The organism is Bacillus sp. 01N42_2, assembly GCF_056399565.1.
Map to the genome: position 1 here is coordinate 362210 of NZ_JBFTRO010000002.1, position 23032 is coordinate 385241.

Consider the following 23032-nt stretch of genomic DNA (forward strand, 5'->3'; position numbering starts at 1 on the left):
GTCAGTCTTTATCTTCAGGGTATTCAATCGTCTTATAGCTGACGACTTTATGATCGACCATCACTTGATAATACCCTTTTTGTCCCTGATCAATCTTCAATTCAATCGTTTTTTCAGTCGGCTCTTTAATTTTAAACGAGTCATACGTATCAGAGATGCTGTGGTCTTTATCATCGATGGCGATTTGCACTTCAAGCTCGTCCCCTTCATGTTCGGGTTCGTAGGGAATGCTGATTTTTTCTTTTACCGTTTTCGCCGGTTTTTCTTCAGGTCCGAGCGAAAACGTCACTTCAACATTACTTCCCGGCTTAACCGCTGTGCCGGCTGACGGCTCTTGCTTCATGACTTGTCCTTTTGGCACGTCATTTGAATGCGCTTCTTTTTCAACAAGCTGCAGGCCGTTATCTTCAAGATACCCCGAAGCTGCTTCTTTGCTGTAAGTTTTTAAGTCCCTCAGCGTAACATCCGCCGGCCCGAGGCTGACCGTTAAGCTGACTTCATCATCGCTTGCGACCATGTCGGTGCCGGCTGACGGACTCTGGTCAATCACGGTGCCTGCCGCACTGTCATCATTCTCTTCCTTTACATTGACATGTTTGAAGCCTTTATCCTTCAGCGCTTTTTTCGCGTCGTCGATCTGCCGGCTTTTCACGTCGATCAGCTGGGTTTTCGGTTTCCCGATACTTTTGTACAGTTTTACAGAAGAGCCTTCTTTAACGGCAGATCCCGCTTTCGGATCAGTTTTGACCATTAATCCCTCTTCGATTTTTTCATCTTCAATGTCCGCCATATCAGGGTCGGCTTCGAGACCGTTCTTTTCCAGCAGGGCTTCCGCTTTTTCATACTTCATGCCCCGTACGTCGGGGACGCTTACATCTTTGGGCATAAAAAGAGATGGGAACACGGTGACTGCAAGAACAGCCGCCATAATGAAAATGAAGCAGACAGCCATCAGAATCCACGGCCATTTCCGTTTTTTCTTTTTGGCGGGCTGCTGTTCCTTATCGTCCGTCTCCTCCGGCGTTTCCGCATGAGGCGCAGTTTTTGCACCGTCAGTAATAACGGGAATCGCTTTCGTCATTTCCTCATCATCCTGCACGGAAAATTTTTGTTCATTCAGCCTGCCGGCGTCAAAAGCCGTTCTGATGTCCGCTTCCATGTCCTCTGCGCTGTCATAGCGGTGAAACGGATCTTTGGCGGTTGCCTTTAAAATAATGTTTTCAACGCTCTGCGGAATCGAAGGGTTCCACTTTCTGGCGGAAGGCGTTTCTGCCTGCAAGTGCTTTAATGCTATGCTTACGGCTGATTCTCCGTCAAAAGGGATTTTGCCTGTTAAAAGCTCAAACAGCACGATGCCGAGCGCGTAAATATCTGATTTTTTCGTTGCCAGACCGCCTCTCGCCTGCTCCGGAGACAAATAATGAACCGAGCCCAGCACAGAATTCGTATGTGTGATTGTCGTCGAAGTGAGAGCTGTGGCGATGCCGAAATCCGTCACCTTAATATGCCCTGAATGATCTATCAAAATATTGTGCGGTTTAATATCCCGGTGCACAATATGATTTTGATGGGCATGAGCGATGGCTGAGACGATCTGCTCCATAACGGACAGCGCTTCTTTCGGATGAAGCGGTCCGTGTGCGGTTATGTATTCCTTTAATGTCATGCCTTCCACATATTCCATGACAATGTAATAAATATCGCCTTCCTCCCCGATATCGTAAATACTGACGATATTCGGATGGTCAAGGCTTGATGCCGACTGTGCTTCTCTTCTGAAACGCCTGATAAACTCAATGTCATTCACAAAGTCAAACCGCAGAATTTTAATTGCGACTTCACGTTCGAGAATGATGTCCTCAGCTAAAAAAACGTTCGCCATTCCGCCGCCGCCAATGGGCCGGAGAATATGATAACGCCCGCTGATCCGCTTGCCGGTTAGCACTTGTCTTCACCCTCTTTTGCCTCTGCGGAAAACTCAATCAATACAGCCGTGATATTATCTTCGCCGCCGTTTTGATTCGCTTTGCTGATGAGAAGGTCTACTTTTTCCTGAGGAGCAGATTCGGCTTGAAGCATTTGTTTGATCTCGTGATCTTCTATTTTATTTGAAAGTCCGTCAGAGCATAAAAGCAGCTGATCGCCGTCAGACAGCTCAAAAGAACGGGCGTCGGGGCTGATGGATTCATCTGTCCCCAGCGCTCTCGTCAATATATTTTTCCGCGGATGATGCTCGGCGTCCTCTTTCGAAATTTCTCCCGTCTTGACCAGCTCATTCACAAGCGAGTGGTCTTCAGTCAGCTGAACGAATTCACCCTCTTGAAGCAGGTAGCACCGGCTGTCTCCGATATGGGCCACAGTGACAAACTTCTCCGTGAATAAAGCGCAGACAACGGTGGTGCCCATTCCCCGGCATTCTTCATTCGCTTTTGCGTGTTCATACACCCTGACATTCGCCTCATGAATCCGGTCTTTGAGCCAAACCTCACAATCAGACGGCAGAGACGGAACGGATTCGGCCCGGTTCCACTGCTCTTCCATCGCTGCAACCGCCATCCTGCTCGCCACATCTCCGGCAAGATGACCGCCCATGCCGTCTGCGACAACCGCAAGCACCGCTTCTTCTTTTGTGAAAATGCCCGCCGCATCTTCATTATGCTGGCGGACTTTACCTGTATCTGTTTTCAAGGCTGTAATCAACCTCTTCACCTCGTCTCGTCTTGACGCTCCTTCGCGCGAAGCTGACCGCAGGCCGCGTCAATGTCATGGCCTTGCTCTCTTCTGATCGTGACATTTACACCGCGGGATTTTAACGTTTTTTCGAATGCGAAAATCTGATCTCTCGGTGTGCGGACGTAATCCCGTTCAGGCACATAGTTTACCGGAATTAAGTTGACATGGCATTTCACGTCTTTTAACAGTTCTGCAAGCTCTTCCGCGTGTTCGACCTGATCATTTACGCCTCCGAACAGCCCGTATTCAAAGCTGATCCGTCTGCCTGTTTTCTCGATGTAATATTTGACGGCTTCCATAAGGTCAGGAAGCTTATAGGCTTTGTTAATCGGCATCAGACGGCTTCTGATCTCCGTATTCGGGGCATGCAGTGAAATCGCGAAATTGATCTGCATTTTTTGATCGGCGAAATCGTAAATCTTCGGAATGATGCCGCTTGTGGAAACCGTGATATGACGCGCTCCGATGTTCAGTCCTTTATCATGGTTAATGATTTTTAAGAAAGCGAGCATTTCATTGAAATTATCAAACGGCTCTCCGATTCCCATGATGACGACTGAGCTGACGCGTTCATCCGTTTCATCAAGCGCCTTTTGCACTTTCACGACTTGAGCGACGATTTCTCCCGCCTCAAGATTCCGTTTCAGTCCGCCAAGTGTTGACGCGCAAAATGTGCAGCCGATCCGGCAGCCGACCTGTGTCGTTACACATACAGAATTGCCATACTCGTGTCTCATTAAAACCGTTTCAATTGTATAACCGTCGTGAAGCTCGAATAAAAATTTCATCGTGCCGTCTTGTGACGTCTGCTTTACAGCCGTTTTCAGCGTTGTCAGCACAAAATTGCTCTCGAGTTTTTCACGCAGGCTTTTTGAAAGGTTTGTCATTTCCTCAAAAGAAGAAACCCGTTTTTCATAAAGCCATTCAAAAATCTGTGCTGCGCGGAACGGCTTTTCGCCATTCTCGGTCAGCCATTGTTTGATTTCATCTAATTCAAAAGAGTAAATGGACGGCTGTTCAGTCCGCAGCTCTTTCCGTATGCTTGTCTTTTTTAATTGTGTCATTTTTTATCCCTTCTTTCTCATGCTGCTAATAAAGAAACCGTCTGTTCCGAAATAATGCGGAAGAATTTGAAGGCTTCCATCCTGAACAAAGGGTCTCGCCTTTTCAGGCAGCCGCTTTTCAAGAGACAAATCGGGTTCAAACTCAGGGTGTTCTTGTATAAACGCATGCATAACTTCATCATTTTCTGTCCGGTCCATTGTACACGTACTGTATACGAGTGTGCCACCTTTTTTTACTAATGGGGCGATTTCCCTTAAAATACCGAGCTGGATCTCTGACAGCCGTCTGCTGTCATCCGGCGTCTTTGTATATTTCATATCAGGCTTTCTTCTGATGACGCCGAAACCTGAGCACGGGGCATCAACGAGAACCCGGTCAAACCGTTCTGCGCCAAAAGCGTCCCCAGCTTTTCTGGCATCCATCGTTTGCGCGTCGATGATCGTAAGTCCGAGCCGTTCCGCGCCTTCTTTAATCAGCTTCACTTTATGGCGGTGAAGATCAAGCGATGTGAGGCTCCCCTCGTTCTCCATTAATTCCGCGATGTGAGCCGACTTTCCTCCGGGTGCGGCGCATGCGTCTAACACGGTTTCCCCCGGCTTCGGGTCCAGCGCCCGCGCGACGAGCATTGAGCTTTCATCCTGGATGGATACTTGCCCGCTTTGGAAAAATTCCGTGTTTGCGATGCTGCCTTTTAAAAGCTTAATCGCATCAGGAGAAAGGTCTCCGGCTTCCGCTTCCAGACCCGCATTTTCCATCTTATCCAGCATCGTTTCCCTGTCGGCCTTGATGTGATTGACACGGAGCGTCTGTTTCGGCGGAACGAGATGAATCCGGCAGATCTTTTCGGCCGCCTCAAAGCCGTACGCCTCAACCCACTCCTTTACAAGCCATTCGGGATGGCTCGTCTCTGTTGAAAGGCGGAGAATCGGGTCTTCAATTTCAGCGAATGACGGCGCGCCCTCACGCTGCAGGGAGCGCAGGATGCCGTTGACAAAGGACGCGATTCCCTTATGCCCGCGTTTTTTGGCGATTTCCACTGCTTCATGGATGGCGGCGCGATCCGGAATTTTTTCTAAATATTCCATTTGATAAGCGGACAGACGCAGCAGCTGAATCACCCATGGCTTCACCTTATTCGGCTTGCGGATAAAAGGCTTCAGTATATAGTCTAGAGCGATTTTATTTTGCAGCGTTCCGTAGACAAGCTCTGTCAGCAGTCCCCTGTCCTGATCGCTGAGCGTGTTCGTTTTGATAACCGATGTAAGAAGCAGGTTGCTGTATGCCTGATTTTGCTCAAGCTTCTCAAGCGCTTCAAGGGCAAGCTCACGGACATTAATTTTTTTCATCTGCTGCTCCTAACACGTCACCTGACTGAACATTTTTTCCTCTTACAAAATCCTCGCCCTTCATCCGTTTTTTACCTGACGGCTGCAGCTCTGTGATCAAAAGAGCGGTGCCGTTTCCCGATGCGACGACAATGCCGTTTTGCTCCGTGCGGATGACTGTTCCGGGCGCTGCCTCAGTTTTTGCCGCAACTTTTTCAGAGGCCCATACTTTGATATTTTGTCCGTTCAATGTTGTATAGGCGACAGGCCAAGGGTTTAAGCCTCTGATCTGGTTGTAAATGTCTTCCCCGGGCTTTGTCCAGTCGATCCGCTCCTGCTCACGCTTAATGTTAGGCGCGTAAGTCGCTTTTGATTCGTCCTGCCTGATCGGTTTAATATTTCCGGAAATGACATTCGGAACGGTCTCTGACAAAAGCTTCGCCCCCGCTATGCTTAATTTGTCGTGAAGCGTGCCGACATTATCCGTTTCATCAATTTCCACTTCGATTTTAGAAATCATATCACCCGCATCAAGCTTTTCTACCATATACATGATCGTCACGCCCGTTTTCTTCTTGCCTTGGAGAATCGAATAATGTATCGGCGCTCCGCCTCTTAATTCAGGCAATAGTGACGCGTGCACGTTAATGCAGCCGTATTTCGGGCCGTCAAGCAGCTGCTTGGGCAGGATCTGTCCGAATGCCGCGGTAACAATCAGGTCCGGCTTCAGGCTGAGCACTTTTTCTATTTCTTCTTCAAGCCTTACTTTTTCGGGCTGAAGCACGGGGATGCCGTGACGTTCAGCTTCAGCCTTTACGGGAGGCGGCGTCATGATTTTTTTTCTGCCTTTGGGGCGGTCAGGCTGCGTAACGACCCCAACCACTTCATATCCGTCTTCAATAAGCGTGCGCAGCACGGGAACTGAAAAGTCGGGCGTTCCCATAAAAACGATCCTTGTCATCCAATCATCCTTCCATTTCTGCCAGTTCTTCTTCAGTGTAGTAAGCCGTAATTTTTGATGTGAATAAAATGCCGTCTAAATGATCCATTTCATGCTGGACGGCTCTGGCCAAAAAGCCTTCCGCTTCTAAAACAAACGGTTTTCCTTTACGGTCGTAAGCTTTTACCTTTACGTAATCCGGGCGGGTGACGTCGCCGTAAACCCCGGGAAAGCTTAAGCAGCCTTCAACTCCGGTCTGCTCACCGCTCTTTTCAAGAATAACCGGATTTACAAGGTCGATCCGGCCGCTTTCTTCACCGATATCAACGACGGCCGCTCTTTTTAAAATGCCGATTTGCGGCGCGGCGAGGCCGACGCCATCCATTTCAAGCATCGTATCGTACATATCATCAAGCAGTTTTTTTAATTTTTTATCAAACACTGTCACTTCTTCAGCGGGTGTCTCCAGAACTTCCGCGGGGTGTGTGACGATTTTTTTTACAGCCAAAATTTTGCCCTCCAAAACTAATGTTACATCAGCATGTACGGATTCATATCGATTGAAATCATCACATGCTTTTGTGCAATGTCGCGTTTATAGTGCTCCAGTATTTTTTTTAACTGAATCTGCAACTCGTTTTCCTGTCTGTATTTTATCACGCATTGATAGCGATATCTATCTTTGATCCTGGCAATCGGGGAAGCCGCCGGCCCAAGAATTTTCGTGTCGGGCCCGCACCCCGCTCTTAAATAGTTTGTAATCTTTTCTGCGGTGACCGCGGCTTTTGCCGCTTCTTCATGAGAAACGGTCACCAGCGCCACGTAATAATAAGGCGGATATGACTGAGCCCGCCTGTGCGCCATCTCCTGCTGAAAGAAAGTTTCATAGTCATGCGTTTTCGTCAGCTGAATGCTGTAATGAGACGGTGTATACGTTTGAATGACCACCGTTCCCGGCTTTTCATGCCGGCCGGCCCGTCCGCTTACTTGGGTCAACAGCTGAAATGTCTTCTCAGCCGCCCTGAAATCAGGGATGTGAAGCGTCGTATCTGCGCTTAATACTCCGACGAGTGTCACGTTCGGAAAATCAAGCCCTTTTGCGATCATTTGCGTGCCGAGCAGGATATCCGCCTTTCCTTCACCGAACGCGGACAATAGCTTTTCGTGGGCGCCTTTTCTTGAAGTCGTGTCCACATCCATCCTGATGACGCGCGCCTGTGGCAGCACTTTGGTAAGCTCTTCCTCCACACGCTGCGTTCCCGTGCCGAAAAAGCGGATATGTTCACTGCCGCATTCCGGACATGTTCCCGGAACAGACTCCTCATGACCGCAGTAGTGGCATTTCAGCCTTTGCCCGTAGCGGTGATAAGTCATTGAAATGTCGCAATGCGGACATTGCGGTACATAGCCGCAGTCCCGGCACATGACAAACGAAGAATACCCCCGTTTATTCAGAAAGAGAACGGCCTGCTCTTTTTTCGCAAGCTTCTCTTCCAGCTGTTCCATCAGCTCTATTGAAAACATCGACCTGTTGCCGTTTCTCAGCTCTTCTCTCATATCAACGAGAGAAACATCCGGCATGAGCTGGCGATTTACGCGGTGTTTTAACGGAAGCAGCTCATAAACGCCTTTTTTCGCCCGCGCAAATGACTCCAATGTCGGCGTGGCGCTCCCGAGGACGACCGGACAGCTGTGGTGCTCGGCCCGGCGGATGGCTACGTCCTTAGCATGATACCGCGGCATTTCCTCCTGCTTATAGGAAGATTCGTGTTCTTCATCAATAATGATCATGCCGAGATTTTCAAACGGGGCAAAGATGGCCGACCTGGCTCCGACGACAAGCCGGACTTCCTTGCGCTGAATCTTCCGCCATTCATCGTATTTTTCACCTGTGGATAAACCGCTGTGCATGACCGCAACCTGAGAGCCGAAGCGGCCTTTAAAACGGTTCACCATTTGCGGCGTCAATGAGATTTCCGGAACGAGCACGATAGCTTCTTTTCCCTTTGCCAGCACCTTTTCAATGGACTGCAGGTAAATTTCTGTTTTGCCGCTTCCCGTTACGCCGTGAAGCAGAAAGACGTGGTGGACATGATCGGCTACGGCTTGTTTAATCGGCTCAAAAGCGGCCTGCTGCTCTTCAGTAAGGGCTAGCGGCTCTGTTTTTTTGAACATTCTGTCCTGATAAGGATCGCGGTAAACCTCCTCAAAACTTTCCGTAAGAAGCCCCTTTTTGAGAAGCGTTTTCAGCGTCGCTGAACTGGAATCGGTCTTTTTGCAAAGCTCAGCCGCGGAAATCTTTTCTCCCCCGCCGATAAAATAAGTAAGCACGGCGAGCTGTTTAGCAGCCTGCTTTGTCAATGAATCTGCGTGCCGGGCGAGTTCCTCTCTGTCTGCCCCCGCCTCGATCATGCGGATCATTTTTTTATTCGTTTTCTGGGCAACCTTATACGTGACATCAATGCTTCCTTTGCGCACGAATTTTTGAAGCGACGAAAGAAGGCGTTCATCGGTAATATCCGAGTACAGAAGACTTTTCTGATTTCTGAAGAGGTGTCTGATGTCCGGTGTCAGCGCTTCTTCGTCAACGACTTTCAGCTCTTTTTCGTACTTCGCCTTCAGCGCTGCCGGCAGCATGGCCTGAAGCGCCGTGATTTTAAACGACAGTGTTTTGTCAGAAAGCCATGAAGACAGCTGCATCAGTTCTTCAGTCAGAACGGGCGTCAAATCAAGAAGCTTCTCCACTTCCTTCATTGACCCGCCGTTTAATTCAGACGAATCTTTCAAACCGGTCACAAACCCTTGAAGCTTGCGCGGGCCGAACGGGACAATCACCCGCATGCCGACTTCGATCATTCCCTTTAAATGATCGGGGATTTTGTAATCAAAGGGTCTGTCAATGTTTTTGGAGCTTACATCAACAATGACTTCAGCTACATTCATACGGGTTTTCGGTCCTCGTCTTTCAAAGCTGTTATTTCCTTCAGCATTTCAAAGGAAACATCAAGTTTAGACATAAGCGCAAGCTCCCGCTTTCTTCCGTCCCGGAAATAGAAGGTGACGAGATTCGTATCTGTGCCAAACCCGGCTCCTTCGGCTTTCACGTCATTCGCCACGATCATATCAAGGTTTTTCTGTTCAAGTTTTCTGCGCGCATAGCGTTCGATGTCTTGAGTTTCAGCCGCGAAGCCGATCAGAAGCTGGTGTGTTTTCCGTTCGCCGAGTTCTTTCAGTATGTCTGCCGTACGGTTGAATTCGATCACGAGTGAACCGTCTTTCTTCTTCATTTTATGTTCAGAAACAGCCGCCGGCGTAAAATCGGCCACGGCCGCCGTCTTAATGACGATGTCACATGCATCAAACACAGATAGCACGGCTTCTCTCATATCTGCTGCTGATTGCACGGGAAGGAACTGATACAGCCCCTCAGGAGGTTCTATTGACACCGGACCTGAAATCAGCGTCACCCGCGCACCCAGCCGGACGGCAGCTTCGGCAGCGGCATAGCCCATTTTGCCGGTGGATTTATTTGTGAAAAAGCGGACGGGGTCCACGGCTTCGCGCGTCGGACCCGCCGTAATGACAATATGTTTTCCTTTCAGCGGCGCATCATCTTCAGGCTCCTTAAAGTGCTCTCTCACACGCTCAACAATAAGCTCCGGCTCTTCTAACCTTCCTTTGCCTACATATCCGCATGCCAAATAGCCTTCACTCGGCTCAATAAAACGGACGCCGTCCTGATAAAGCACGGAAATGTTCCGTTTCACCGCCGGATGATCATACATATGGACATTCATCGCAGGCGCCACCCACACCGGAGCCTCCGCCGCCAGCACCGTCGTTGTGAGCATATCGTCAGCAATTCCGTTGGCAAGCTTGCCGATGACATTTGCCGTAGCGGGTGCGACGATAATTAAATCCGCCCAGTCAGCGGCGTCAATATGAGAAATCACCTTCGGATTTTGTTCTTTAAAAGTATTTGTATACACTTCATTCCGGCTCAGCGCCTGAAATGTCAGCGGAGAAACAAACTCACGCGCGGACTCGGTCATAATCACTTTTACGTTCGCACCGGCCTGAACCAGCTTGCTCGTGAGCGCGGAAGCTTTATAAACAGCAATCCCTCCGCTTACGCATAGCAGAATGTTTCGGTTTTTCATGAAGTCTCTCTCCTTTATGAAAGCATTGGACAAATCCCAAACGGAAAAAAATAACAACCTATGTAGAGATAGGTTGCTACGTGTGCTTGTTATTCGCTGTCTTCTCTTTCAAACGAAAGCAGGCCCGCGTCAATTTCTTCTAAAGCTTTGCCTACATATTTGTGAGAAATGGTATGTTCAATCTGCTGGTCTTTTTTGATCTGCATTTCACGCGCGCGTCTTGCAGACACAGTCACCAAAGTATATTTAGAATCTAATTTATTCATTAAAGAGTCAATTGACGGATCTAACATAAGTTATTCTACCTCCAGCATTTTCTTATATCTCGGAGCAACGCGTTCACGCTTTAAGTGCTCGGCGAGAACAATTGCGTTAATTTTATCACAAGCCGTTTGGATATTGTCGTTTTCCACGACATAATCATACGCGTCCATCATTTCGATTTCAGCTTTGGCGGCCTTCATTCTGTTTTCAATTAAATCGTCTGTTTCTGTCCCTCTTGTCACGATTCTGTTTTTCAGCTCAGAAAGACTCGGCGGCGCTAAGAAGATAAACAGGCCTTCCGGAAATGCATTCCGCACTTGGAGCGCGCCCTGCACTTCAATCTCTAAGAAGACGTCTTTTCCTTCTTGAAGCGTCTGTTCGACATAATCAACGGGCGTTCCGTAATAGTTGCCGACATATTCTGCCCATTCAAGCAGTTTGTTGTTTTCAATCATGCGTTCGAATTCATCTCTTGATTTAAAGAAATAATCGACGCCGTCGACTTCGCCCTCTCTCGGGTTTCTCGTCGTGACTGAAATTGAGTATTCAAATTTTGTGTCTTCTTGTGAAAATATTGCTTGCCGAACCGTTCCTTTTCCAACTCCGGAGGGACCTGAGAGAACGATTAATAACCCTCTTTCTTTCATGCGGCAATTACCCCTGCCCTTCATCCATAATTTCTTCTTTCACAGAAAGTCTGTGTGCAACTGTCTCAGGCTGGACGGCAGATAGGATAATGTGATCACTATCCATGACGACAACTGCACGGGTTCTTCGTCCGTATGTAGCGTCTATTAGCATTCCGCGGTCTCTTGCATCCTGGATCATTCGCTTTATTGGCGCAGACTCCGGGCTGACAATCGAAATCATCCGATTGGCGGAGATGATATTGCCAAATCCGATATTAATCAGTTTAATCGTCATCTTCTACGTTCCCCCTGTAAAATAGACGTCTCTAGTGTAACCTGAAGAGACCGTCTGTAAACAATACGCACAGTCGCTATTCTATATTTTGCACTTGTTCCTTCAATTTTTCAATAGAACTTTTCATTTCCACGACAAGCTTTGTGATTTGATGATCATTGGCTTTTGAGCCGATCGTGTTCGCTTCGCGGTTAAGTTCCTGAACGAGGAAATCAAGTTTGCGGCCGACTGCACCGCCTTCTTTTAATATATCACGGAATTGAACAAAATGGCTCTTTAATCTGGTAATTTCTTCCGTTATATCAGAACGGTCGGCGAAAATGGCGCATTCCGTGATCAGCCTGCTTTCGTCAATCGCGTCCTCCGTCCATTCCTTCATTCGGGCGTAAAGACGCTCGCGGTAATGGGTAACAACGGACGAAGCGCGGTCTTTCACCCGTTCGGACAGCGTCTCAAGCCGCTCAATGTGCAGAAAGCAGTCTTCCGCCAAAAGCCGGCCTTCTTTTTCCCTCATGTCACAAAGTTCCTTTACCGCCAGCTCAGCAGCCTCCCTGATGACTTCTTCAAGCTTGTCATCACGCATCTGCTCTTCATGAATCTGTGCAATGTGTTCAAAAGCAAAGAAATCCATTGCGTCGGGTTCAGCGGCCAGGCTGTAGCGATCTTTCATGACGCGGGCGGCGCTCACATATTCATCAAGGAGCTCCCAATCGATTTTCAGGCTTCTTTTTATGAGCGCGTCACTGTTTACAGTAAGAAACAGTTCTACTCTTCCGCGCTGTATATGCTGCAATATGATTTGTTTCAGCTTATCCTCTACATATAGCAAAGGCCTTGGCAGACGGGCGGTCACTTCTTTGAACCGGTAATTGACGGATTTCAACTCAACGGTTGCCGAAAGATCGCCTTTTGTGCTGCTTGCGCTGCCGAAGCCTGTCATACTCCGTATCATATGAAACACCCAATTCTTTCCCATTATCAAAATAAAAGGGCAATAGACATGCTATTACCCCTAAGATTATATCATATGGAATTATTTTTTTCTTGTCAAAAGTGAACCCGCCAGCAAAAAAGTAGGTATGCCCGACATGCCGAGAATCAGCATCCAATCGCCCGGCGTAATCGGCACAGTTTTGAAAATAGGCTGCAGCGGCGGATAATAGATGACGATGGCCATCAGGAAAACAGAAGAAACGATGGCGCCGAGCAGATAGATATTTTCAAACGGATTACGGGAGAAAACAGACGTTTCGCTCCGGCAGTCAAATACGTGTATAAGCTGAGCCAGAACAAGAGTCGCGAATGCGACGGTCTGTGCATACGGGAGATTTTCAGGGTTGCGGTGATACACGACGATAAACGCTAAAATGGTTGCGGCTCCGATTAAAAATCCTCTTGAGATGACTTTCCAGCCCAGTTTTCTCGCAAATACCCCTTCTTTCTGATGCCGCGGCTTCCGCCTCATCAGGTCATCTTCCGGCTGATCCATACCGAGCGCCATAGCCGGCAGCCCGTCAGTGACTAAGTTCACCCACAATATCTGAATCGGAACGAGCGGCAGCGGCAGAGCGAGAAGCATCGCAAACAGCATGACTAAAATCTCACCGACGTTGGAGGCGAGTAAATACCGGACGAATTTTCTTATATTTTCATAGATATTTCTCCCCTCTTTTATGGCTGATTTAATCGTAGCGAAGTTATCATCTACCAGAATGAGAGAGGACGCTTCCTTTGCCACATCCGTTCCCGTCACGCCCATGGCAACGCCGATATCAGCCTGCTTTATGGCCGGGGCGTCATTTACTCCGTCTCCTGTCATGGCGACGACGTGTCCGTTTTCCTGAAACGCTTTGACGATTTTCAATTTATGTTCAGGTGATACGCGTGCGAATACGTAAATATCATCGACCGTCTCCGTAAGCTCTTTTTCAGAAAGCTTATTCAGCGTTTTTCCGTCCATCACACGCCCTTTTTTCGGAAGAAGCCGCAAATCTTTCGCGATCGCCTTTGCCGTTTCGACGTGATCACCGGTAATCATCACCGTTTTAATGCCTGCTTCACGGCATTCTTTAATGGCCTGTCTGACCTCCGGACGGGGCGGATCAATCATGCCGGACAGGCCGAGTATCGTCAGGTTCTTTTCCGCCTGCTCCATTGTCGGCTTTTCACCCGGATTTAACGGTTTATAAGCAATCGCGATCGTCCGGAGGGCTTGCGACGCCAGTTCTTTCAAGACCGCTTCTGCCTCAGCTTTCTTTTCTTCTGAAAACGGCGCACTTCTGCCGCCGTGCATCATATGTGACGAGCGTTCAATCAGCACATCAGGCGCTCCTTTGGTGATGACGAACCGCTTTTTTTCCTTATCTTCGGCGATAACGGTCATCATTTTGCGGACGGAGTCAAACGGAAACTCGGCAACAACCCGGTATTGTTCACTGAGCCAGTCGTTTGAATAGCCGCCTTTTCTCGCGGCCGTCAGCAGCGCTCCTTCTGTCGGATCGCCGTCAAGCACATAATGACCGTCTTTCAGTTCTATTTCGGACGTATTGCATAATGCGCCGAAAACCAGCATCTGTTCAAGCATCTTCTCATCTTTCGGCTTGATTTCCCGCTCATCGCGTGTAAAAACTCCCGCCGGCTCATAGCCGATACCTGACACTTTAAATGTTTTTCCCCCTGACCACATATGGGTGACGGTCATTTTGTTTTGTGTCAGCGTGCCGGTTTTATCAGAACAAATGACAGAGGCGCAGCCCAATGTTTCAACTGCCGGGAGCTTTCTGACAATTGATTTTTGTTTGATCATGCGCTGAACGCCGATTGATAATGCCACCGTAACAATGGCGGGAAGCCCTTCCGGAATCGCTGCGACGGCCAATGACACCCCGGCCAAGAACATGCTGTAAAGCTCATGTCCCTGTAAGACGCCGACTGCAACGACCAATACCGTCAAAAGCAGCGCGATGATAATCAAGATTTTGCCGAGCTCTTCCAGTCTTCGCTGCAGCGGTGTTGAAAGGTTGCCGGCGGATTCCAGCATATCGGCGATTTTCCCCATTGCCGTATTCATTCCTGTACCGACGACGACGCCGACACCGCTGCCGCGCGTTACGATCGTCCCCATAAACGCCATATTGTTGATATCGCCTAAAGAAACATCCGGCTTTCTCAGCTTATCAGCTTGTTTGACAACCGGGATCGATTCCCCGGTCAGCGCCGATTCTTCGATTTCAAGGCTCTTCGCTTCAACGATCCGGACATCAGCGCCGATCCGGTCGCCGCTTGAAAATTTCACGATATCGCCGGGAACGAGCTCCTTGGACTGAATTTTCTTCCAGCTCCCGTCCCGCAATGCTGACACATACGGCGTTGACAGCTCTTTTAATGCATGTAAAGACTTCTCCGCCCGTCTCTCCTGAAAAAAACCGAGCACCCCATTGACAAATACAATCGCCATAATCGCCACGGCATCTACATATTCGCCTAAAAACCCGGAAATTAAGGTTGCCACAAGCAGCACGAGCACCATAAAATCTTTAAATTGGGCGAAAAACACGACGATCGCCGGTGTCCTCTTACCCTCCTGAAGCTCGTTCGGTCCGTGCTTTTCAAGGCGTTTTTTCACCTCTTTTTCGGTCAATCCCTGTTTAATGGACGTATTTGTTGCTTTCAGCAAATCGGTTTGACCCATTTCATGAAACTTCATTCTTCTCGTCCACTCCCCTGCCTCGCTTTAGAGATGTCACTCTGTAAACAAGCTTATTCTGACTCGTCCCTTTTCATGCTATAATTATCGAATGCAGGAAGAAGGAAAGGGTGTTTTATATGTCTTTTGATGGCATGTTTACATACGGAATGACACATGAATTAAACAGCCGGATCGCCGGAGGCCGGATTACGAGAGTCCACCAGCCTTTTAAGCACGATGTGATATTCCATATCCGCGCTAACGGAAAAAACCATAAATTATTATTATCGGCGCATCCGAGCTATTCACGGGTGCACGTGACAAACCAGGCCTATGAAAATCCGAGCGAGCCCCCGATGTTTTGTATGCTGCTCAGAAAGCATATAGAAGGCGGCTTTATTGAGAAAATAGAACAGGCCGGATTAGACCGGATTATGATATTCCGCATAAAAAGCAGAAATGAAATCGGCGACGAAACCGTCAGAACACTGTATGTTGAAATTATGGGGCGCCACAGCAATATTATTCTCACTGACGGAGAAGGTGCCATCATTGACGGACTGAAGCATTTATCTCCGTCGATGAACAGCTACCGGACCGTTCTGCCGGGCTATGATTACAAACTCCCTCCCGCTCAGGAAAAAATTTCGCCGCTTGCTGCGGATGAAGAGGACATTTTGCGTCATCTCAGTTTTCAGGAAGGGCGGCTTGACCAGCAGATCGTCAGACATTTCTCCGGGGTTTCTCCGCTGTTTGCAAAAGAGGCCGTTCACAGAGCGGGCCTCGCTAACAAAATAACGCTGCCGAAGACGCTGACAGAGATGTTCCGCAGCGTGAAGGACTGCAGGTTTACACCGAATATCACGACAGCAGGCGGAAAGGAATACTTTTATCTCCTGTCTCTCACGCATGTAAACGGAGAAGAGCGAACCTTTCAATCACTGAGTGAACTGTTAGACCGGTTTTATTTCGGAAAAGCAGAGCGCGACCGCGTTAAACAGCAGGCCCAGGATCTTGAGCGGTTTGTCGCAAATGAACGGAAAAAGAACGCCAACAAGATTAAAAAACTGGAAAAGACGCTGGACTACTCAGAGAACGCGAAAGAATTCCAGCTATATGGCGAGCTGCTGACGGCGAATTTGTATATGCTGAAAAAAGGCGACAAAGAAGCGAACGTCATCAATTACTATGATGAAGAGAGTCCGACGGTGACCATCCCTTTAAATCCGAACAAAACACCGTCCGAAAACGCGCAGATGTATTTTACAAAATATCAAAAAGCGAAGAATTCCGTTGAGGTTGTAAAAGAACAGATCCGCCTGGCCGAGGAGGAAATCGCTTATTTCGATCAGCTGATCCAGCAGCTTTCCTCCGCTTCCACAAAGGATATTCACGAAATAAGGGAGGAGCTTGTCGAAGGCAAATATCTGCGTCCGAAACAGCAAAGAGGACAGAAAAAACAGAAACAGCACGTTCCTGTTTTAGAGCAATATGAATCTTCGCAGGGATTGACGATCCTTGTCGGCAAAAATAATAAACAAAATGAGTACTTAACGACAAAAGCCGCCGCAAGGGATGATGTATGGTTCCACACGAAAGACATTCCGGGTTCCCACGTTGTGATTAAAAGCAGCGATCCGGATGAACAATCCATATTGGAAGCAGCTGCGATCGCCGCTTATTTTTCCAAGGCGAAAGATTCCGGCTCCGTACCGGTTGATTATACAAAAATCAGACATGTGAAAAAGCCAAACGGCGCAAAGCCCGGCTTCGTCACCTATGACAGCCAGCATACCGTATTTGTCACACCTGATGCCGATCTTGTCATACGGCTGAAAAAATAAACGCACCATCAAGCTGATACCGCACTCAGCTTGGTGGTGTTTTTTTATTACCTCATTTCTGAACATAAATGGAGACACTCTCTGGAACCGATCTTTAAAGGATGTGAACGGTTTCCCGTCAAGTAAAGATCGGCTTGGTCCTTTGTATCCGGACGGCGGTGACCCCCGTGTCAGCGTTCACATAAGCAAATTCTGAACGAAACAGCCCGCTTCCTTTTTTTGAATCATTTCTCCTCGTCTCGAAAGCAGCAAGACAGTCAGGAAAGCATAAAAAATACCCTGCCTGATGACAGACAAGGTATAGTTTTTATAGTCTTCTTCTTTTCTCAAACAATCGATCCACTTCTTCAGCCAAATCATCAGTAATCAAGGGCTCAATGTTTTCAGCCAGTCTTTTCGTATGTACCGGGCTTGCGCCGCTTGTTGATACTGATACTTCAATGCGTCCTTTGCGGATGATCTTCGGCATATACACGCTGCCCTGTTCAGCGTTGCTTACACAGTTGACCAGCTGCGTTTCAGAAGCGCTTGCGGCTATCTTCTGATTCACGCCTCGGTCATTTGTCGCGGCAATAATAAAAAAAGCGGGCGTGAGATCCTTCATTTCAATTTTCCGGGCAATCCAGCGGATGCGTCCTTCATCCGCAAGCTGTTTAATTTCAGGCAGGACATCGGGACTGATTACAGTAATATCCGCGCCTTCCGGAAGCACTGTTTTCAGCCTTCTTAAGGCAACATTGCCCCCGCCCGCGATGACAATTCTTTTTCCGCTGAGATTAATGTGAAGAGGCAGCATACTGTCCCCCCTTAAAATCAAACTGCCCGCCGGGGTTTCGAACAGCCTCTGTCACACGGTTCAAAAACGCCTGCTTAATATGCGGGTGAAAACCTAAGTATGAAGCGAGATGCACATTTCGATTGACCGTCTGAAGCTTTTGGACTTCCCGTTGAATTTCAGTCATTAAAAGCCCTGTAAACAGAAGATACGGGACGATAAAAACGGGTGCTCCGCCATCTTCTTCAAGGCCTGCAAACACTTCTTTATAGTGGGGATCACAGGCTGTTAAAAAACAAGGGATGACTTCTTTAACAGGTGTGATCGCCTCAAGTTTTCCGGCAATCTCACTGACGGCATTTTTAACCGCCGGATCTGTGCTTCCTCTGCCGATCAGCACCACTTTCGCCTGCTCAATCGGCACTCCGGTGTCCTCAATGCGATGATGCACCGCTTTGACGACTTCATCATCCACTCCGATCGGGACACCGTATGTTACTTTTATATCGGGATGCCGGGCCGCTGCACGGGCGATTTCAGCCGGAATGTCATGCTTTGCGTGGGCAGCGGTCAAGAGCAGCAGCGGCACAGCCGCGATATGAGTGGCGCCTTGTTTGACACATGCTTCAAAGCCCGCTTCAATAGACGGTTCCTGCAGTTCTAAAAAACAGATTTCCTGAATGGGAGCGTCAGCGTGCGGCATGCACCCTTTTAAAAACGCGGCCGATTCTGCCTGCGCTTTTTTCAGCCGGCTTCCGTGCCCGATGTATAAAATCGCCTGCTTCATTTACAACGCCTCGCTCAGATCCGGATTTTTCAGTTCAGATTCAAACCAGTCCAGCTTGCAGTGATAATTAACGACATCACCGATGACGATTAAGCTCGGATTTTTGATTTCTTCTTTTATCACTGTGTCTGAAAGTGTGCTGACGGTGCAGACGACTGTTTTTTGCCTGTCCGTCGTTCCCCAATGAATAAAGGCCGCCGGAGTGCCGCCGTCTCTGCCGTTTTCCAGCAGCATTCTTTCAATCTGCCGGATATTTTTAATCCCCATATAAATCACCAGCGTATCAATGCCCGTCGCCAGTGCTTTCCATTTTTCTTCAAAGTCGTCTTCTTGTTTATAATGCCCTGTAACAAATGCGACATTGGAGCTCGCCTCCCTGTGCGTCACGGGAATGCCGGCGTAAGCAGCTGCCGCGATTCCCGATGTAATGCCGGGAACGATCTCAAACGGAATGGCGTTTTGCGCGAGAGCCTCCGCTTCTTCGCCCCCGCGGCCGAAAACAAACGGGTCGCCCCCCTTGAGCCTGACCACGGTTTTTCCCTTTTTCGCATACTTCACAAGGAAACGGTTGATCGTATCCTGCTTCATAATATGAAAATCCGGGAGTTTTCCGCAGTAAATCAGATCCGCTTCTTCTCTTGCATACTGTAAAATCTCTTTGTTTACCAATCTGTCATATAGTATAACGTCCGCTTTCTGTATGGCTTTCATTGCCTTGACCGTTAATAAGTCCGGATCTCCCGGACCGGCTCCAACGATAAATACTTTCCCCATAGCATGTCTCCCCGATCCGTTTTGACATCTTCACAGAACAGCCGCGAGGCCGCACCTCAGCTATTTTACCATATCCCGCCATTAGGGAGGATATCCGGCTGATTGCGCGGCCTTTTCGGACTTATTATGCTAAGCTGTTTTTCACAAAATCAATCAGTCTGCCGGTGCATTCTTCGCGTTCATATTTTCCTGAATCAAGTACGAGCTCAGGCGCATTCGGCTCTTCATACGGTGAGTCGATTCCCGTAAAGAACGGAATTTCGCCGTTTCTGGCTTTTTTATACAAACCTTTCGGATCGCGCTTTTCACATATATCGAGGTCGCATTTCACATAGATTTCATTAAATTCGCCTTCTTCCACGAGCTCCCTCACCTGATCTCTGTCCTCACGGAACGGAGAAATAAAGGCCGTAATGACGATGGTGCCCTGCTGAACGAAAAGCTTTGCCACTTCCCCGATTCGGCGTATATTTTCCTTGCGGTCATCATCAGAAAATCCTAAGTCCTTGTTTAAGCCGTGACGGATGTTATCTCCATCAAGCACAATGACTTGATAGCCCTGTTCAAACAGCTCGCGGGCTGCGGCGTTTGCAATCGTAGATTTCCCTGAACCGCTTAAACCCGTCAGCCAGAGGATAGAGCTTTTATGCTTGTTTTTCTGCTGGTATTCTTCTTTCGTTATTGAGGCTTCATGCCATACGATATCACGATTTGTCACTCTTTTTTCCTCCTTAAGAAACGCCTGCTTCTTCTTTCGTTTTCAGCCCTTTAATCAGCACATCGACAACTTCAGGACGGCTGAATTCCGCCGGCGGCATGACGCCGCTTCGCAGCATTTCTCTGACCTTTGTTCCCGACAGAATGACGTGGTCTTCTCTGTCATGCGGACATGTTTTGGCCGTTCCCATGTTGCCGCATTTTTGGCAGAAGAAGCTGTGCTCGAATTTCATCGGTGTAATCCCGAGCTCATCCGCTGTAAATTGATCAAACAGCTCTTGCGCTTCGTATGTTCCGTAGTAATCACCGACGCCGGCATGATCGCGGCCGACGATAAAATGCGTGCATCCGTAGTTTTTGCGGACAAGCGCGTGGAAAATGGCTTCTCTCGGCCCCGCGTACCGCATTGCCGCCAAAAATACGCCGAGGAAAACACGGTCTTTCGGATAATAATGATCGAGCAGCACCTGATAGCTTTCCATTCTGACATCCGCCGGAATGTCATCTGATTTTGTTTCACCGACGAGCGGGTTCAAAAACAGGCCGTCAACCGTCTCAAGCGCGGTTTTCTGGATATATTCGTGAGCGCGGTGAACCGGATTTCTCGTTTGGAAACCGACGATGGTTTTCCAGCCTTTTTCTTCAAAGCTTCGTCTCGTTTCAGCAGGTTCAAATGTAAACTCAGGAAACTGCTTTGACGCTTTTTTAATTAACGTGATCGGCCCGCCGACATACGTATCGCCGCGTGAAAATAGTTTTTTCACGCCTGGATGAGCGTCATCATCGGTTTTATATACGTGAACGGCTTCTTTCTGTTTATCCGGCGTATAAATATCTTCGATGTCCACTGCGCCGTATGTTTCTCCGCCGTAAGTCAGTTTTACGGTGTCTCCGACAGCAAGCTCAGCCGCTTTTTCTGAATCGACCGGAAGCGTAATCGGCAAAGACCAGACGGCCCCGGATGCCAGACGCATATTTTCAACGACTGACACGTAATCTTTTTCTGTGAAAAATCCTTCAATCGGGCTGTAGGCACCGATTCCGATCAGCTCTAAATCAGCAAACGAAATCAAATCCAGCTCAATTTCTTTTTGGACGGATGTAAGATCATACTGCTCATTCACCCGATTAACTAATGTTCCTCCGTGCGGTGCTAGACTCATAGTACATTTTCCTCCCAGTTAACAGATAAATAAACTCAGATTAATAGTTAAATGCCCCCGCCTTGTTCATGGACAGAGCGCTTCTCTTTTCGGATGGCTTTCATCAGACTGGCGGCTCCGCCAGCTGCCAAAAGCACGCTGGCCATCATAAAGATGGAATAGTAATCTCCTTTTAACAGCAGAGAGACAAGCAGATACGAAATCGACAGTGACAAAAACGGTGAAACGACCCATACTTTGAGCATCGTTTTCACGACTTCTTTATGAAAAACGTTCGGCCCGTTTTTGGCCATTCCGATACCGATGATTGATGATGATGTCACCTGCGCCAAAGGAACCGGCAGACCGAACACGGAACTGATAATGACAAGCCCGGCCCCGGTTCCGGAAAGCAGTATGCCTTCGCCGGCAGAAAATCTCGTAATCTTTTTCCCGTTGGTTTCAAGCACTCTGCGTCCTAAAAGCAGAGCGCCGAGAGCAACAAAGATGCCTCCGTACAGCGTCCCTTTGGACACGCTGAGCACGCCGGCGGCAACTAAAGGCCCTACCGCATTTGCGACGTTGTTCATTCCGGCTGAAAAAGCTTCCCAAAACCCCGCAATAAGCAGGACAATCCCCAAAACCTTCTGTTTCCGGCTCGAAATGACTCGAATATTCAGAGAACTGGATACCTTCGATACGAGAAACGTGAAACAGAACGCGACAAACGGAACGAGCACCCAAAAAATCACGATGACCAAAAGATGCTGCAGAAACAATACTTTGTACGCGACGCCGACCCCGACAATCGCCCCGACGGTGACCTCGCTCGTCGACAGCGGAATGCCGAGCACATTCGCCGTGAATAACGATAACGCCGCAGCTCCGATAATAATGCAGACAATGGTGAGCGTAATGGTCTGTTCGGGAATGATTCCGCCGCTGATCGTCTTAACGACTTCTCCGCCGCCGATAACCGCCCCTGACAGGACGCCGGCCGCGCAGATGATCAGCGCATACGTTTTCTTTTTAACGGCGCCGGACCCGTAAGCGACTCCCATTGAAGCCGCGGCTCCGCTGGCTCCGATATTCATGGCGAAAAACAGGCAGAATAAAATAGCGGCTAATTCCATTGTGCAGCTCCTTTATTCATGCAGTCCGCATTCTGTTTTCGCCATTCCGTTCCATCTGCCGCTCCGCAAGTCTTCTGCGGTAAACGCAGGTGAAGTGCACGGTTCACAGCCGATGCTCGGATAGCCCTGATCATGAAGAATGTTGTAATCCAGCTCATGCTTGGATGTATATCTCCAGATGTCTTTCCACGTCCAGTGGATCAGCGGGCATACTTTAATGGAATGAAACTTATCGTCTTTATTCAGGAAATTCGTATTCGCCCGGCTCGGCCCTTGATCGCGTCGGAGGCCGGACAGCCATGCCGGACGCCCGGCAAGCGCTTCTCTTAACGGCAGAATTTTTCTGATGAAGCAGCACTGGTTCGGTTCTCTTTCCCACAGTTTATCTCCATGAGCCTCGGCCTGTTCCTCAAGAGTAAGGCTGGGCTTTTTCAGGATGATGTTCAGTCCCGGGTAACGTTCTTTCACTTTTTCGATCGTTTCATATGTTTCTTTAAAGTGAAGTCCTGTATCGAGAAACACGATTTCCGCGTCTTTTTTCACTTTAGAAATTAAATCGATCAGGACGATTCCCTCAATCCCGAAGCTGCACGCGTAAACAAGCTGGTCTCCGTAGTGGCCGTATGCCCATTTTAAAACGGACAGCGCGCCTTTATAGGAATCGTCTTCCGGAAATGTAATCGCCGGTTCCTCCCATGTGTCATACGTTAGCATTTTTTCTTTCCTCCTCCCGGAGACAATCAAACAGCTGTTGTTTTCTG

The 23032-nt window shown here is 48.5% G+C and carries 21 protein-coding genes; 1 reads left to right on the forward strand and 20 read right to left on the reverse strand.

Annotated elements, in window-relative coordinates:
- Position 1 precedes the first annotated feature (1 nt).
- From pknB to AC1DN5_RS05560, 13 genes are all read right to left on the reverse strand, one after another.
- Positions 2-1945, reverse strand: coding sequence for a Stk1 family PASTA domain-containing Ser/Thr kinase (pknB, locus tag AC1DN5_RS05500; RefSeq protein WP_366969400.1), 1944 nt, complete (start codon positions 1943-1945; stop codon positions 2-4).
- Positions 1939-2700 (reverse strand): Stp1/IreP family PP2C-type Ser/Thr phosphatase, encoded by a 762-nt coding sequence (locus AC1DN5_RS05505; protein WP_016936159.1) that lies wholly within the window; start codon positions 2698-2700, stop codon positions 1939-1941. The genes pknB and AC1DN5_RS05505 overlap by 7 nt, the downstream gene beginning before the upstream one ends.
- A 5-nt stretch (positions 2701-2705) precedes the next feature.
- Positions 2706-3797 carry a dual-specificity RNA methyltransferase RlmN gene (rlmN, locus tag AC1DN5_RS05510; protein ID WP_016936160.1) on the reverse strand — a complete coding sequence of 364 codons (1092 nt, stop codon included), beginning with the start codon at positions 3795-3797 and terminating at the stop codon, positions 2706-2708.
- Between the two features lie 3 nt (positions 3798-3800).
- Entirely contained in the window at positions 3801-5144 is a 1344-nt protein-coding gene (rsmB, locus tag AC1DN5_RS05515; protein WP_016936161.1) for a 16S rRNA (cytosine(967)-C(5))-methyltransferase RsmB, read from the reverse strand.
- Positions 5131-6084 carry a methionyl-tRNA formyltransferase gene (gene fmt / locus AC1DN5_RS05520; protein ID WP_016936162.1) on the reverse strand — a complete coding sequence of 318 codons (954 nt, stop codon included), beginning with the start codon at positions 6082-6084 and terminating at the stop codon, positions 5131-5133. The genes rsmB and fmt overlap by 14 nt, the downstream gene beginning before the upstream one ends.
- Positions 6085-6088: 4 nt before the next feature.
- The gene (gene def / locus AC1DN5_RS05525) at positions 6089-6571 is read right to left on the reverse strand and encodes a peptide deformylase (protein ID WP_016936163.1); all 483 of its coding nucleotides are present in this window, start codon (positions 6569-6571) and stop codon (positions 6089-6091) included.
- 23 nt (positions 6572-6594) lie between these two features.
- Complete coding sequence (gene priA / locus AC1DN5_RS05530; RefSeq protein WP_366969401.1) at positions 6595-9006, reverse strand: primosomal protein N'; 2412 nt, start codon at positions 9004-9006, stop codon at positions 6595-6597.
- A complete protein-coding gene (gene coaBC, locus AC1DN5_RS05535; RefSeq protein ID WP_366969402.1) occupies positions 9003-10223 on the reverse strand; it encodes a bifunctional phosphopantothenoylcysteine decarboxylase/phosphopantothenate--cysteine ligase CoaBC in 1221 nt (406 codons plus the stop codon). The genes priA and coaBC overlap by 4 nt, the downstream gene beginning before the upstream one ends.
- Before the next feature lie 89 nt (positions 10224-10312).
- On the reverse strand, positions 10313-10516 hold the full coding sequence (rpoZ, locus tag AC1DN5_RS05540) for a DNA-directed RNA polymerase subunit omega (RefSeq protein ID WP_003154346.1): 204 nt from the start codon (positions 10514-10516) through the stop codon (positions 10313-10315).
- A gap of 3 nt (positions 10517-10519) precedes the next feature.
- Positions 10520-11134 (reverse strand): guanylate kinase, encoded by a 615-nt coding sequence (gene gmk, locus AC1DN5_RS05545; RefSeq protein WP_016936166.1) that lies wholly within the window; start codon positions 11132-11134, stop codon positions 10520-10522.
- Between the two features lie 7 nt (positions 11135-11141).
- On the reverse strand, positions 11142-11411 hold the full coding sequence (gene remA / locus AC1DN5_RS05550; protein ID WP_003154355.1) for an extracellular matrix/biofilm regulator RemA: 270 nt from the start codon (positions 11409-11411) through the stop codon (positions 11142-11144).
- Positions 11412-11487: 76 nt separating this feature from the next.
- Positions 11488-12363: a YicC/YloC family endoribonuclease gene (locus AC1DN5_RS05555; protein WP_064779005.1), complete on the reverse strand. Its 876-nt coding sequence runs from the start codon at positions 12361-12363 to the stop codon at positions 11488-11490.
- A gap of 81 nt (positions 12364-12444) precedes the next feature.
- Positions 12445-15117, reverse strand: coding sequence for a calcium-translocating P-type ATPase, SERCA-type (locus AC1DN5_RS05560; protein WP_366969404.1), 2673 nt, complete (start codon positions 15115-15117; stop codon positions 12445-12447).
- Between the two features lie 119 nt (positions 15118-15236).
- On the opposite strand from AC1DN5_RS05560, the gene AC1DN5_RS05565 reads away from it, so the two are divergent.
- Positions 15237-16943 (forward strand): Rqc2 family fibronectin-binding protein, encoded by a 1707-nt coding sequence (locus AC1DN5_RS05565; protein ID WP_029575207.1) that lies wholly within the window; start codon positions 15237-15239, stop codon positions 16941-16943.
- Positions 16944-17250: 307 nt separating this feature from the next.
- Here AC1DN5_RS05565 and AC1DN5_RS05570 read toward each other — a convergent pair whose 3' ends face one another.
- From AC1DN5_RS05570 to AC1DN5_RS05600, 7 genes are all read right to left on the reverse strand, one after another.
- A complete protein-coding gene (locus tag AC1DN5_RS05570) occupies positions 17251-17739 on the reverse strand; it encodes a precorrin-2 dehydrogenase/sirohydrochlorin ferrochelatase family protein (protein ID WP_016936171.1) in 489 nt (162 codons plus the stop codon).
- Entirely contained in the window at positions 17720-18505 is a 786-nt protein-coding gene (locus tag AC1DN5_RS05575; protein WP_016936172.1) for a sirohydrochlorin chelatase, read from the reverse strand. The genes AC1DN5_RS05570 and AC1DN5_RS05575 overlap by 20 nt, the downstream gene beginning before the upstream one ends.
- Positions 18506-19279, reverse strand: coding sequence for a uroporphyrinogen-III C-methyltransferase (gene cobA / locus AC1DN5_RS05580; protein ID WP_016936173.1), 774 nt, complete (start codon positions 19277-19279; stop codon positions 18506-18508).
- A gap of 124 nt (positions 19280-19403) precedes the next feature.
- On the reverse strand, positions 19404-19997 hold the full coding sequence (gene cysC / locus AC1DN5_RS05585; RefSeq protein ID WP_016936174.1) for an adenylyl-sulfate kinase: 594 nt from the start codon (positions 19995-19997) through the stop codon (positions 19404-19406).
- A gap of 13 nt (positions 19998-20010) precedes the next feature.
- Positions 20011-21159, reverse strand: a complete 1149-nt coding sequence (gene sat, locus AC1DN5_RS05590; RefSeq protein WP_016936175.1) for a sulfate adenylyltransferase — start codon at positions 21157-21159, stop codon at positions 20011-20013.
- A gap of 47 nt (positions 21160-21206) precedes the next feature.
- Entirely contained in the window at positions 21207-22271 is a 1065-nt protein-coding gene (locus tag AC1DN5_RS05595; RefSeq protein ID WP_016936176.1) for an inorganic phosphate transporter, read from the reverse strand.
- A 12-nt stretch (positions 22272-22283) separates the two neighbouring features.
- Positions 22284-22985, reverse strand: coding sequence for a phosphoadenylyl-sulfate reductase (locus AC1DN5_RS05600; RefSeq protein ID WP_016936177.1), 702 nt, complete (start codon positions 22983-22985; stop codon positions 22284-22286).
- Positions 22986-23032: the final 47 nt, after the last annotated feature.

Excerpts from the sequence above, each read along its gene's own strand:
- rlmN (WP_016936160.1), bottom strand. The coding sequence starts at position 3,797 with ATGACACAATTAAAAAAGACAAGCATACGGAAAGAGCTGCGGACTGAA.
- rsmB (WP_016936161.1), bottom strand. The coding sequence starts at position 5,144 with ATGAAAAAAATTAATGTCCGTGAGCTTGCCCTTGAAGCGCTTGAGAAG.
- fmt (WP_016936162.1), bottom strand. The coding sequence starts at position 6,084 with ATGACAAGGATCGTTTTTATGGGAACGCCCGACTTTTCAGTTCCCGTG.
- priA (WP_366969401.1), bottom strand. The coding sequence starts at position 9,006 with ATGAATGTAGCTGAAGTCATTGTTGATGTAAGCTCCAAAAACATTGAC.
- coaBC (WP_366969402.1), bottom strand. The coding sequence starts at position 10,223 with ATGAAAAACCGAAACATTCTGCTATGCGTAAGCGGAGGGATTGCTGTT.
- rpoZ (WP_003154346.1), bottom strand. The coding sequence starts at position 10,516 with ATGTTAGATCCGTCAATTGACTCTTTAATGAATAAATTAGATTCTAAA.
- gmk (WP_016936166.1), bottom strand. The coding sequence starts at position 11,134 with ATGAAAGAAAGAGGGTTATTAATCGTTCTCTCAGGTCCCTCCGGAGTT.
- remA (WP_003154355.1), bottom strand. The coding sequence starts at position 11,411 with ATGACGATTAAACTGATTAATATCGGATTTGGCAATATCATCTCCGCC.
- AC1DN5_RS05555 (WP_064779005.1), bottom strand. The coding sequence starts at position 12,363 with ATGATACGGAGTATGACAGGCTTCGGCAGCGCAAGCAGCACAAAAGGC.
- AC1DN5_RS05560 (WP_366969404.1), bottom strand. The coding sequence starts at position 15,117 with ATGAAGTTTCATGAAATGGGTCAAACCGATTTGCTGAAAGCAACAAAT.
- AC1DN5_RS05565 (WP_029575207.1), top strand. The coding sequence starts at position 15,237 with ATGTCTTTTGATGGCATGTTTACATACGGAATGACACATGAATTAAAC.
- AC1DN5_RS05570 (WP_016936171.1), bottom strand. The coding sequence starts at position 17,739 with ATGCTGCCTCTTCACATTAATCTCAGCGGAAAAAGAATTGTCATCGCG.
- AC1DN5_RS05575 (WP_016936172.1), bottom strand. The coding sequence starts at position 18,505 with ATGAAGCAGGCGATTTTATACATCGGGCACGGAAGCCGGCTGAAAAAA.
- cobA (WP_016936173.1), bottom strand. The coding sequence starts at position 19,279 with ATGGGGAAAGTATTTATCGTTGGAGCCGGTCCGGGAGATCCGGACTTA.
- sat (WP_016936175.1), bottom strand. The coding sequence starts at position 21,159 with ATGAGTCTAGCACCGCACGGAGGAACATTAGTTAATCGGGTGAATGAG.
- AC1DN5_RS05595 (WP_016936176.1), bottom strand. The coding sequence starts at position 22,271 with ATGGAATTAGCCGCTATTTTATTCTGCCTGTTTTTCGCCATGAATATC.
- AC1DN5_RS05600 (WP_016936177.1), bottom strand. The coding sequence starts at position 22,985 with ATGCTAACGTATGACACATGGGAGGAACCGGCGATTACATTTCCGGAA.